The following is an 11,836-nucleotide window of genomic DNA, read 5'->3' on the forward strand; positions in this document are numbered from 1 at the left end:
TTGGCCGGGGTGGCGGCTTGCACGACTGAAGTCCTCTCGGTGGCGGGTGCGGGGCCGCCGGTGGCGGCGGGCGCGCGTGCCGGCGCGCCCCTGCCGCGACGGCGGTCGCACCGATCGTAATGAGGGGGCCGCGCCGCCTCGTACCGAGGGTTGAGACCGGAGGGTCGGCGTCAGTGCTCGCGTCCGGCCGGGCCGTACGCCCCCGGTTCCGCCTCGTGGCTCGCACGCCGTGCGATACATTTTGCGACGCCTTGGCCACGATCATCTTCAGCAGCGGAGACGAACTTCCCAATGAACGACATAGTCAACGGACTTGGCCGAGCGGGCGCCTACGGCGCGCTCGGTGTGGTCCTTCTGATCCTCGGTATCGTCCTCGTCGACGCGCTGACGCCGGGGAAGCTCGGGAAGCAGATCTGGGAGGAGCGGAACCGCAACGCCGCACTCCTGCTCAGCTCGGCGCTCCTGGGTATCGGCGGCATCGTCTTCACGTCCATCTGGACGACGTACCACGACTTCGGCAAGGGTCTGGCGTCGACGGCCGCGTTCGGGGTGCTCGGCCTCGTGATGATGGCGGTGGCGTTCCTGGTGGTGGATCTGGTGACGCCGGGCAAGCTGGGCGCGACGCTGGTCGAGGCGGAGCCGCACCCGGCGGTGTGGGTCACGGCGTCGTGCAACATCGCGGTGTCGGCGATCGTGTCGGCGTCCATCGCCTGACCGGCGGCGGGTGACCGGGTCGGCCGTCCGTCTCCGGCCGGCCGGCCCGGTCCCCGGTCATCCCGTCACGCGGGGACCGTGACCGACGTGAGGACGATGCCGTCCTGCGACAGCCAGCGTCCGTCGAACGTGTGCAGGGTACGGCTCCCGGCCCGCGCCGGCCCGGCGAGGAGATGCGCCGTGAACGTACCTCCCGCCGGATCGAAGACGAGCCGGGCCTCCTCGAACTCCAGGAAACGCCTCGTCAGCGGATACCACGCCTTGTAGACCGACTCCTTGGCGCTGAACAGCAGCCGGTCCCACCGGACATCCGGCGCGGACTCCAGGAGTTCCTTGACCGCGACCTGCTCGTCGGCCAGGGCCACCGCCTCCAGGACCCCGGAGGGCAACGGCAGCGCGGGCTCCGCGTCGACACCGATCGAGGTGATGTGCGCGGGCCGGGCGACGACCGCCGCGCGGTAGCCCTCGCAGTGCGTGATGCTGCCGACCACCCCCTCGGGCCACAGGGGCGCGCCACGTTCGCCGGTGAGGATCGCCCCCGCCGGTGCGCCCAGCCGCGTCAGGGCCTGCCGCGCGCAGTGCCGGGCGGTGGTGAACTCGGCGCGGCGCTTGGCCACCGCGGACTTCACGATCGGCTCCTCCTCGGGGAGGAGCGTGGCCTCGGGAAGGTCTCCGTACGCCTCGGCCGTCTCCGTCTCGGTGGGGACGATGCGCTCGATCACCGCGTCCGCCCCGCTTCCTCACGGACCGGCAAGGGCAGTATCTGCACGGGGCGGCCCGGCTGCTGCGCGCGCCGTCCCCACTCCCTCGGGTAGCCGAGGGACACCTCCTGATGAGGCACCCCGTCGCACCACATCAGCCGGGGGATGTGCAGATGCCCGTAGACGACCGAGGCGGCCCGGAATCTGCGGGGCCAGTCCGCCGAGCCCTGCGTGCCGCACCACAGAGCGAACTCCGGTCGCCACAGGATGTTCGTGGGTTCGCGCACCAGCGGCCAGTGGTTGATCAGGACGGTGGGCAGCTCGGGCGGGATCTCTGCCAGCCGGCGCTCGGTGGCCGCGAGCCGGGCGCGGCACCACGCCTCCCTGCTGGGATACGGGTCGGGGTGGAGCAGGAACTCGTCGGTGCAGATGACACCGGCGGTCTCGGCCACGGCCAGGGCCGATTCCTTGGAGTCGGTGCCGGGGGGCCGGAAGGAGTAGTCGTAGAGGAGGAACAGCGGTGCGATGACGGCGGGGCCGCCCTCGCCCTCCCAGAGGGGATACGGATCCTCCGGGGTGATCACCCCGAGCCCCCGGCACAGCTCCACGAGATGGCGGTACTTCGCGTCACCCCGGAGCTGGACGGGGTCGTCGGGCGCGGTCCACAGCTCGTGATTGCCCGGCACCCAGATGACCTTCGCGAACCGTTCGCTCAGCGTGCGCAGGGTCCACTCGATGTCGGAGACCAGCTCACCGATGTCACCGGCCACCAGGAGCCAGTCGTGCTCCGACTCCGGCCACAGGGAGTCCGCGATCTTCTTGTTCTCCGGATGCCGGATGTGCAGATCGCTCGTCGCGACGAGTCGTCCGGGCTTCGTCGGGGACGGGGTGCTGGGCGGGGGAGGCGCCGCGCCACGTATCTCGTAGGTCACCGGCGACCGGTCCGGACTCGACGTGCCCGCAAGTAGCGCATTCGACAAGGATATTTACGTGTGCGGGTCGATCAACCCCTACTCCTCCCGGCCGGAGGGCGCAGAAGGTCGATGTCGGTGCCCCAGGAGTCGAGGACCGGCGCGTGACCGGCGCGCCGGGCGGCGCGTTCGACGGTCGCGAACAGGGCGACCGAGCGGTAGAGGGAGTTGATGTACGCGTCGAGTTCGGAGCGGACCAGCCGGTGCGCTTCGAGATCTTCGAGAGCGGACTTCTCAGCGACGAGTCGTGTGATCGTGCCGTCGAGACGGTCGAGGAGCACCTGACTGTGGACGAAGGCGTAACGGTCCCAGGCGTATGCGTCTCCGGGCAGGCCGCGGGTGCGGAACTCCGACAGGGCGAGCGGCATGACGTCCAGGGCGGCCGAGCGCCGGCCCTCGATGAGGGGCGGGGGCGGCGGGACGCTCGCGGGGCGGGCGTCGGTGGTGATCACGTAGACGTCGTGGTCCGAGTGGGCGGTCGCCATGCCCTGCCGGGCCCGGGACCCGCTCAGGACGATGCCGACCACGTCCGGGGACGCGGAGGCCTCGGTGACGAAGTCGGTGAATTCGGTGAAGCCGGTGAAGCCGGTGAAGCTGGTGCGGTCGGTGGGCGGAGTGGCGCGTCGCGGCATGGTGATCCCTCCTCGCGAATACGCCCACGGTGGCGTTTTTCGCGTAGGCGCGGTACTGGTTTTCCGGGCGGTACTTGGGCTCGGAGGGCATTGTCAGTGGTGGCCGATACGGTTCGGAGATACGAACCAAGGAGGCACGATGTCCACCAACTGGGGTCTGACGATCGACTGCGCGCACCCCGCGAAACTGGCGGAGTTCTGGGCGCTCGCCCTCGGGTACGTGGAGCCGCCGCCGCCCGCGGGTTTCGCCTCCTGGGAGGCGTGGTTGACCCACTACGAGGTCCCGGAGGAGGAGTGGGACGACGGCGCGTATCTCGCGGATCCGGACGGGGTGAAGCCCTCGATGTCCTTCCTCAAGGTGCCCGAGTCGAAGGTGGTGAAGAACCGGCTGCATCTGGATCTCCGGGTCGGCGGCGGCCGGGAGACCCCTTGGGAGACACGGTGGCCACGAGTGGTCGCCGAAGTCGAGCGGCTGACGGCGGCGGGGGCGACGGTGATAGGTGAGCACGAGCTGAGAGGAAGGCCGGACCATGTGGTGATGGCCGACCCGGAGGGCCACGAGTTCTGCGTCGTCTGACGCGACGGTGGGGCGGCACGTCCGCTCCTCAGGACTGCCCGAAGGGGCACCGCCGGGTGCCCCGGTCGGGCCGGTGCGCGGCCTGGACGGGGAAACCGTTACTGGGCGCCGAAGGAGACCGGGGACGGTGTCGGCGAGTTCCTGGAGTGTGACTTCGCCCAGCCGGTACGGCTGATGAAGCTGCTCGTGTTCTCGGGAACCTCGGCACGCAAGGACGAATTCCTCACCCAGGCCCGCCCGGCCCTGATCACCGTCCAACTGACCTCGCAGGACGGCGAGTTGACCAGCCGCACCATCCGCCTGCGGGACCAGCCGGGCGAGCACCTTCGACGTACGCGGCTCGGACACGGTACGGGCCAGACTCACGGTCGACTCGGCGTACGGCACCGCGAAGGACCGCCGAATCGCCCTGGCGGAGGTGGAGTTCTTCGGCCGCCGCCCCTGACCGCCGGCGCCTGGAACCGGCCGTGGCCCGTCGGGGCGGCCTTGCGACCACCCCGACGGGCCACGATCCAAACCTGCGACTGCGTCATATCATGATGCAACCGTTCCGCTGGGCGTTCGTCGGGGATGCCGCTGCGACACCTGTCATCGCCCCTGTTACCAAGACGGTCAAACAAACGAGGGTGGTGACCGCCAGGATGTTGCGCACGCGCGAGATTCCTTCCCAGGACTATGGACTGTGGATCTTGGAGCAGGAGGGAAGGTTACCTCATATCGAATGAGCTGCCGAATTCATGGGAACTCACGTGCCATCGCGTGCCCTATTCGTCGCGCAGCGTAGAACCGACATCCGCTCCACCGTCGCCCATGCGTTCGACTTCATTGAGACGGCGACCAATTCTACGCGCATCAATGTTGTCTCTGCGCCGAACCAACTCGAATGCCTGACGCAATGTCATGCGCGCTTCATCGACATCTCCGGCCGCGAGTCGCACCTCGGCCAGCAACGTCCGCGCGGTGATTTCCTCGTCGAGGTCATGAGTGCGGGCGGCGACAGCCACAGCCGCCCGGAGGCGTTCCGTCGCGGCGGCCAGTCGCCCCCCGGCGAAATCCGCGCGCCCGAGGCAGCGCAGAGCCTGGACCTCGTGGTGGGCGGCTCCTATGTCTTGCGCGATCATCAGCCCTTGCAGGAGGTGTTCAACAGACGCCTCGGCGTTTCCCAGCCGCCAGTGCGCCTCGCCGATCCCTACCAGCGCCTCGGCCTGGCTCTTCCTATCAGCGAGTGCCCGGAATTCCGAAAGCGTCTCCCCGAACAGGATAAGAGCCGCAGCGGATTCACCCGACTCTACGAGGACTTCGGCCAGATTTCTGCGAACAGTTGCACGGTCATACCGGCTTCCGGCCGCCTCCAGGAACGATATTGATTCCTCCAACGAATGACGAGCCGAGGCCAATTCACCGGCCTGCAATTGCAGCTGACCCACGTTATTGAGCGTCTGGGCAGATGCGATCTTGTCGCCCGCTTCTCTGAAACCCGTGAGAGCATTACGGAAATGCACGAGCGCCCGGCCACGTTCCCCGAGAAGTAACAGTGTGACCGCCACGTTGTTTCGGCTGCGCGCCATGTCCCAGACATCACCCGACAGGGATTTGATGGCCAGGGACTTCTGAAGCAGCACAAGAGCCTTGCGATTCTCGCCGAGATGCCAGTTCAGCGTGCCGAGCACGCGCAGCGCCTCCGCCTCCGCAGGCTCGTCGCCCAGCGCACGCGCGAGGTCCAGCGCCCGCTCCCCCGCGTCCGCCGCTTCCGCGTAGCCCCCGATGCTCGCGTCCGCCGCGCACAGGTCGATCAAGGTGCGGCAGAGCGCCGGCTCGTTGGCCGTTCGGTCCCAGTGGGCCACGGCGTGCCGCAGGAGTGTCCTGGCGTCCTGCCAGTAGCACTCGGCTTGCAGGAAGCCCCCCAGCGCGCAGGCGAGTTGGGCCGCGCGTTCGGGGGCCCCGCCGCGCCGGGCGTGGTCTTCGACGGCCAGGAGGTTTCCGCGTTCCGCGGCCAGCCAGGACCGCGCGGCATCGGCGTCCGCGAAGTAGGGCGCCGTAGTCGACAGCGGGTCCAGCCGTATGCGACGGGGATAGGCGACGCGGTCGGCCAGATCGGCCGTCATGACGTAGAAATCCGTCAGGCGGGCGACGGCCCGCCGACGTTCGCGTTCACCGTCATCCGAATTGGGTAGACCTTTGGCATATTCACGAAGCAGGTCGTGGTAGCGATAGCGATCCGGTACGGGCTCCCTGAGCAGGTGACATGCCAGCAAGCCCTCCAATAATCGCTCCGTCGTATCCAGCGGCAGGCCCAGCAGCGCGGCTGCCGCGTCGGCGGTGAAATCCGGTCCGGGATGGAGCCCGAGGCGGCGGAACGCGGTCCGTTGCTGCGCGGTGAGCGTCCGATAGGACAAAGCGAACGCCCGCGTCATCTCCTGCTCCTGATCTGCGGTGCGAATTTCCGCCAACCGCCCCGGACTTCGCGCGAGGCGCTCGGCGAGGACGCCCAGCGTCCAGGACGTACGCGCCCGAAATCGATGCGCCACCAGCTCGATCGCGAGGGGCAGATACCCGCACAAGCTCACAATCCGTGCGGTCTCCACCGTGTCACGGGTGCGCTCCTCGCCCGCGAAGCCGCGGAAGAGCGTGATGGCGTCCTCCTTCGAGAGGACGTCGAGCGGCACCGACAACGCCTGTGGGATCCCGGTCAGATGCCGGCGGCTGGCGATGATCGTCAGGGACGGTGACCCGCTCGGCAGCAGTGGGCCGACCTGTTCGGGTCCGGCCGCGTCGTCCAGGACGATGACCATCCGGCGCTCGGCCAGCATGGTCCGCCACAGGGCCGTACGCCCCTCCAGCTCCGCCGGAATGGAGAAGGCCGGCGCGCCGAGCAGCCTCAGCAGGGTCGCCAGCGCCGCCCTGGCGGTGAGTGGTTTCTGGGCCGATGAGTGCGCGCCCAGGTCGATGTAGAGCTGGCCGTCGGGGTACCTCTCCGCGAGCAGCCGGGCGGTGGCGACGACCAGGGCTGTCTTGCCGACGCCCGCCATGCCGCTGACCGCCTCCACCGAGACGACCGGTCCACCGTGCGCACCCTGGTCGGCGATCATCGAGGTGAGCGCCTGTAACTCCGAGCGGCGCCCCACGAGCGACGGCTGCTGCGGCAGATTCCGGGGCGGCGGCACGTCGCGCGGGGTCACCGCCGCCCCGGCCACCTCGGGCGCCGGGACGGATGCGGGCGTAACCACTGCGGGCGGACCGGCCGTTCGCCCCTTGCCGCCACCCCCATGGGCCAGCTCACGCGCCGGTGAGCGGGCGAGCACCCCCTGGTGGATGGTGTTCAACTCGGCGCCGGGCAGGGCCCCGTACTCCGCCATGAGGGACTGCCGGGCCCGCTGGTGGACCCGGAGCGCGTCCGCGTACCGTCCGCTGCCGTAGTACGCGAGCATCAGCTGGCCCAGCAGGGTCTCGTCGCCGGGGTGCCGGTCGACCAGGGCGGACAACTCGCCGACCTGATCGGCGAAGCGCCCCAGCCGCAGTCCGACGGCGATGCGCGACACACTGGCGCTCAGACGTGTCTCCGCCAGCGTTTTCCGTACGGACGCCGCCCAGAAGCCGGGCACACCCGCCAGCGCCTCGCCCTGCCACAACTCCTCCGCGCGGGAGAGCAGTTCCACCGTCCGCTCGTCACCCTCGACGGTGAACGCCTCGTCGACGAAACGCTGGAAGCACTGCCAGTCCACGGAGTCACGCGCGGTCCGCAGGGTGTATGTGTGCGCCCGGCCGACGATGGTGGGTGCTCCCGGCCCCGTGCCGGCGTCCCGCAGCCGTCGGCGGATGCGCGAGACATAAGTGTGCGCGTTCTCGCGGGCGCGCTCCGGAGGGTCGCCGTCCCAGAGCCGTTCCATGATCTCGCTGATCGCGACAGGACGCCCCACGTCAAGTGCGAGCGCGGCCAGTAACACCCGCTCCTTGTCCGATCCGAGCGTCAGCCAGCGACCATTCAGCCGAAGCCCCACCGGTCCGAGAATCTGGAATTCCACCAGCGCCCCCGCTGGTTCGTCGGATGGCCCACGAGCATGACATCACCCTGCGAATGTCGCCATACGCCGTTGCCATACTTGGCGCGATCCGTTCTTATTCCTGATGGTCATTCCAAGCCGCGCCGGGGTAGGACCCGAAACAGTCCGTGTAAACGGCAATCGATCTGCGGGGGGCGGATGGATGAGTGATTCGAGTACGGCCTCGCAGGGGCCACACGGGAATGAGATCAGTGGCGACGCGAGACTGTACGGCCCCACGGTCCAGGCCCGTGAAGTGCATGGCGGCATTCACCTGCATCCCGCGCCTGCCGCACCCGCACGACCGGCGCCACCCCGCCAACTTCTCCCCGTGCCTGCCCACTTCACGGCCCGCGAGGGGGATCTCGCATCGCTCGATGCCCTGCGCGGGACGGGACTGCCGCTGATCGTTGTCAGCGGTCCGGCCGGAATCGGTAAGACGACCCTCGTGTCCAAATGGCTGCGTTCACTGAGCGACGAATTCCCCGACGGACAGCTGTACGCGGACCTGCGTGGGCACTCGGCGGGCGGGCCGGTGGGGCCGGCGGAGGTCCTTGGCCAGTTCCTGCGGGCGCTGGGAGCCGGTCCACCGTCCACGGACGCCGCCGAACTGGCCTCGCTGTGGCGGTCCTTCACCGCCGACCTGCGGATCGCGGTCATGCTGGACAACTCCTTCACGGCCGCTCAGATCCGACCGTTGCTGCTCGGCGGTCCTGGCGGGCTCGTGGTGGTCACCAGCCGCCGCAGGCTGACCGGCCTCCGCATGGAGGGAGCGGGTTTCCACCAGCTCGGCCCACTCGGTCCGGCCGCGGGAGTCGAACTGCTCACCCGTGGAATCGGCGCGGACCGTGTCGCGGGCGAACTCCCCGCGGTACGCCGCCTGGTGACCCTCTGCGCCGGGCTTCCGCTCGCGGTCTGCCTGGCGTCCGCCCGGCTCGCTACACGACCGAGACAGTCGGTGGGGGCGCTTGCCGATGCCCTGGCCCGTAGCGCGGGCGGGGGTCGGCTGGCCGCGCTCGAAGTCGAAGGAGAAACCTCGGTGCACAAAGCCCTGGACGCGTCGTACGCGGTGCTGAGCGAGGGAACCGCCCGTCTGTACAGGACGCTCGGCCTGCTCCCCGTTCGCACCTTCGACGCCGGGATCGCCGCGGCGACCTGCGGCGAGTCGCTGGACTGGGCGGAGAGTCGGCTGGACGAGCTGGTCGAGGCGAATCTCGTGGAGGACGTCGGCCCGGAGAGCTGCCGCTTCCATGATCTCGTACGAATCCACGCACACGACCGTGCCCGCGAGGACGACACGGACTCCACTCGCGAGGAGGCGCTGCGGCGATTCTGCGACTGGTGTCTGCACACGGCGACGGCGGCTCAGGAGCGGCTGACCCCGGTGCAGTTCACCCTTCCCAGGACCTATCTGTACCCACCGGACCTCCCGCTGCCGTTCGCCGACGATGTCGCGGCGCTCAGCTGGCTCGACTCCCATCGGACACAACTGCTCGGTGCTGTACGGTCCGCCGCGAACAGCGGCTGGTACGACACGAGTTGGATGCTCGTGGACGCCATGTGGCCGCTTTTCCTGCGGTTACGGCACTACTCATCGTGGATCGAGGCCCACGAGATCGGACTGGACGCCGCACGGCAGGCGGGGAACAGGGCGGCCGAGCGCCAGATGCTCAACTCCGGTGCCATCGGCCTGGGAGCCGCCCGCCGCACCGAGGAGGCCGCCGCTTGGTATCGGGCCTCCCTGCGGGCGGCGCGCGACGCCGGTGACGTACGGGACGAGGGGCAGGCGCTGCTGGGCCTCGGCGCGTGTCATCGCGAGGCCGGGCGGCCCGACGACGCCGTCAGATGTCTCCACCGTGCGATCGCCGTGTGGGAGGGCTGCGGTTACCCGCGAGGCGCGGCTCTCGCGAGGACCACGCTCGGCGAGATCGCGCTCGCGGCGGGCGCTCCGGCGGAGGCGGTCGACTTCTTCAGCCGGGCCCACGCGGCGATGGTGGCGGTGAACGACCCGCACGACGCCGCGCGAGCCCTCGCCTTCCTGGGACGTGCCGGTGTCCGGGCGGGCGCGTACGCGGAGGGCGTGGCCAGGATGAACGAGGCGCTGGCGGTCTTCACCGGGTCCGGAGCGGCCTTCTGGCAGGCGCGCACCCTGGAGATGCTGGGCGAGAGTGCCGCGGAGCATGGTGAGGCGACGGCGGCTGAGGATTTCCGTACGCGGGCCGTCGCGCTGTTCGAGGCCACGAGCCCCGCCGACGCGCATCGACTGGGCGAGCGCGAGCGATCCGGTGAGGTGTGACCGGGCCGCGGTCGACGGCCCGGTCACGGTGTCAGCCGGACGGTACGACGCGGGCGTACGGCCACTCCCGCAGCGAGCGTCCTGCCACCAGCCAGGCGTGCAGGCACGACGGCAGCAACGACACCTCTCGGGAGGCTGGGTGCGTCGGGTACGTGCGGTACGGCCGGCGCGGTACGAGAACCGCAGCCCGGTCCGGTCCGCCGGTCACGGCCCAGCCGCCCGTGCCCCCGACGCCGGCGAGCGGCAATGCGACGATGCCGCAGGACGGGTGGGTCGACGTGAGGTCCGTCAGCCGGCGCAGGGTGTCGGCGACCGAGCGCGCCCGGCTTCCCTGGAGTACGTCCGCGCAGTCCAGCAGTCGGCTCTCCCGGCAGGCATCCACGTCCACGGCGAAGTGCTCGTCGATCACCGAAGCTCCACCGTGGGCATGGTCGGCAATGCCGAGGCGTACACCGAACGACGCGTCGGCGCAACGCGCGCGCAGTACGGCGGGGACGGCGGGGACTCCGGCTCGGGCCGGGCTCGCGGGGACCGGGCTCGCCTCGACCACGACGAAGCGCGTCACGCCGACACCTCCCCGCGCCCCGGCGCCCACGCGGGCAGCGGCAGAGGCTCCGGCAGCGGGAGAGTCGTCGGCTCGTGTGCGGGCTGGCCCATCCCCAGTAACCCGTACATCAGCCTGCGCATGTTCCGGTTGAACCGACCGGGTTCCGAGGTGATGCGCGACGCGATCGCGGCGTACTCACGGCGCCGGTACTCCCTTGCCGCGTAGTCGAGTTGGTCCACCAGCGGATGGGTGGGGGACAGCGTCGGCGCGAGGGCCGCGAGGGCCGCGGCGGGCGACGCCGGATTGGTTTCCCCCTCCGACGAGGTGGCCAGCAGCATCGGCACCCCGGTCAGAGTCCCGTAGAGAGTGACCGAGCCATGATCACCGATGATCCAGTCGGCCGCGATCAGGACGCTGCGCCAGTCCGCCTCCGGCGGCACGAGCGCCATCCCCAGTTGGGCGCAGCGTGCGAGCCACGCGCGGACCTGATACGCACCATGACCGGACCATACGTTGGGGTGGACCAGCAGGGCCGTACGGTAGCGCGCCGCCGGCAGCTCGCCTATCAGCCGCGGCAGCAGCCCGTCGAACCGGCCGAACGACGACTGCGCACCCCAGGTCGAGACCGCGACCACCAGTTTCTGCCCCTCGGTGAGCCCGAGCGCCCGGCGGTACGCGGCGCGCAGCGGCAGGCTGGCGACGATCCGGTCGTGTACGGGGTCGCCGGCCACGTGCGCCAGCGGGAGCGCCTCCGGGCAATGGCGCGCCAACTCGCGCAGCTCGGCGTGGTGCGGCACGACCACGGCGGCGGGCAGCCGCCCACCGGGCAGGAGGTCCTGCCTGCGCAGCCCTGCCACACCCGAGTTCACCCCCTCGACCACGAGCTTCAGGTAGTTGGCCCCGTGCGGCAGCGTGATCAGCGGCGCGTCTATGTACTGCACGCCACGTGGCCCCGCGGCCAGTGCGAGATCGAAGGTCATACGTGTCGCCTGGTCCCACGGCAGCACGACGCTCCCCAGCCTCGCGAGGAAGGCGGGTACGTCGTCACCGAAGGCGTGCGGCGGCGCCGTGAAGACCACTTGGAGCCGGAAGTCGGCTTCCAGCAGCGCCAGGACGTCGAGGAGTCGTTTCCCGTACGTCACGGTGTGGACCACCGCGAGTACCTTCTTGCGCCCCACCAGGGTCAACCACTGCCGCGACTCGCTCACGCTCGCGCCGATGGTGCCCGCTTCGAACCTGCTCGTTCCGAACCTACTCGCTCCGAAACTGCTCGCGTCGTTCGTACTCGATCCGGTCGTACTCAACGCCGACATGGCGTCCCCCTGTTGACTTCTCTTCCGAGTGCCACGAACTTCCTT

General features: G+C 69.9%; 10 protein-coding genes. 4 read left to right on the forward strand and 6 right to left on the reverse strand.

Annotated features, from left to right (window positions below; all coding sequences use genetic code 11):
* The first annotated feature begins 291 nt into the window (after positions 1–291).
* Positions 292–714 (forward strand): DUF350 domain-containing protein, encoded by a 423-nt coding sequence (locus tag ACIBLA_RS05950; protein WP_399197875.1) that lies wholly within the window; start codon positions 292–294, stop codon positions 712–714.
* A gap of 65 nt (positions 715–779) precedes the next feature.
* Here the strand turns inward: ACIBLA_RS05950 and ACIBLA_RS05955 are convergent, their stop codons facing one another.
* The 3 genes from ACIBLA_RS05955 to ACIBLA_RS05965 form a co-directional block, all read right to left on the reverse strand.
* A complete protein-coding gene (locus ACIBLA_RS05955; protein WP_399197876.1) occupies positions 780–1,436 on the reverse strand; it encodes a 4'-phosphopantetheinyl transferase in 657 nt (218 codons plus the stop codon).
* Positions 1,433–2,347 (reverse strand): metallophosphoesterase, encoded by a 915-nt coding sequence (locus tag ACIBLA_RS05960; RefSeq protein WP_363240778.1) that lies wholly within the window; start codon positions 2,345–2,347, stop codon positions 1,433–1,435. Before ACIBLA_RS05960 ends, ACIBLA_RS05955 begins: the two co-directional genes overlap by 4 nt.
* A 71-nt stretch (positions 2,348–2,418) precedes the next feature.
* Positions 2,419–3,018, reverse strand: coding sequence for a hypothetical protein (locus ACIBLA_RS05965; RefSeq protein ID WP_399197877.1), 600 nt, complete (start codon positions 3,016–3,018; stop codon positions 2,419–2,421).
* Positions 3,019–3,157: 139 nt separating this feature from the next.
* On the opposite strand from ACIBLA_RS05965, the gene ACIBLA_RS05970 reads away from it, so the two are divergent.
* Together ACIBLA_RS05970 and ACIBLA_RS05975 are read left to right on the forward strand one after the other, a co-directional pair.
* Positions 3,158–3,595, forward strand: coding sequence for a VOC family protein (locus ACIBLA_RS05970; RefSeq protein ID WP_399197878.1), 438 nt, complete (start codon positions 3,158–3,160; stop codon positions 3,593–3,595).
* 141 nt (positions 3,596–3,736) lie between these two features.
* Positions 3,737–4,135 carry a hypothetical protein gene (locus tag ACIBLA_RS05975; protein ID WP_399197945.1) on the forward strand — a complete coding sequence of 133 codons (399 nt, stop codon included), beginning with the start codon at positions 3,737–3,739 and terminating at the stop codon, positions 4,133–4,135.
* A gap of 224 nt (positions 4,136–4,359) precedes the next feature.
* Here ACIBLA_RS05975 and ACIBLA_RS05980 read toward each other — a convergent pair whose 3' ends face one another.
* Positions 4,360–7,593, reverse strand: a complete 3,234-nt coding sequence (locus ACIBLA_RS05980; RefSeq protein ID WP_399197879.1) for an AfsR/SARP family transcriptional regulator — start codon at positions 7,591–7,593, stop codon at positions 4,360–4,362.
* Positions 7,594–7,966: 373 nt separating this feature from the next.
* Between ACIBLA_RS05980 and ACIBLA_RS05985 the strand changes: the two genes are divergently transcribed.
* A complete protein-coding gene (locus tag ACIBLA_RS05985; protein WP_363240774.1) occupies positions 7,967–9,931 on the forward strand; it encodes an ATP-binding protein in 1,965 nt (654 codons plus the stop codon).
* A gap of 31 nt (positions 9,932–9,962) precedes the next feature.
* On the opposite strand, the gene ACIBLA_RS05990 is transcribed toward ACIBLA_RS05985, so the two are convergent.
* Both ACIBLA_RS05990 and ACIBLA_RS05995 read right to left on the reverse strand, forming a co-directional pair.
* Positions 9,963–10,496 (reverse strand): hypothetical protein, encoded by a 534-nt coding sequence (locus ACIBLA_RS05990; protein ID WP_399197880.1) that lies wholly within the window; start codon positions 10,494–10,496, stop codon positions 9,963–9,965.
* On the reverse strand, positions 10,493–11,656 hold the full coding sequence (locus tag ACIBLA_RS05995) for a hypothetical protein (RefSeq protein WP_399197946.1): 1,164 nt from the start codon (positions 11,654–11,656) through the stop codon (positions 10,493–10,495). Before ACIBLA_RS05995 ends, ACIBLA_RS05990 begins: the two co-directional genes overlap by 4 nt.
* Positions 11,657–11,836 lie beyond the last annotated feature (180 nt).

The sequence above is a fragment of the Streptomyces sp. NPDC050433 genome (genome assembly GCF_044458565.1).
In the GTDB taxonomy this organism is placed as follows: Bacteria; Actinomycetota; Actinomycetes; order Streptomycetales; family Streptomycetaceae; genus Streptomyces.

Coding starts and splice junctions, on each gene's coding strand:
- ACIBLA_RS05950 (WP_399197875.1), top strand. CDS start 292: ATGAACGACATAGTCAACGGACTTGGCCGAGCGGGCGCCTACGGCGCG.
- ACIBLA_RS05965 (WP_399197877.1), bottom strand. CDS start 3,018: ATGCCGCGACGCGCCACTCCGCCCACCGACCGCACCAGCTTCACCGGC.
- ACIBLA_RS05970 (WP_399197878.1), top strand. CDS start 3,158: ATGTCCACCAACTGGGGTCTGACGATCGACTGCGCGCACCCCGCGAAA.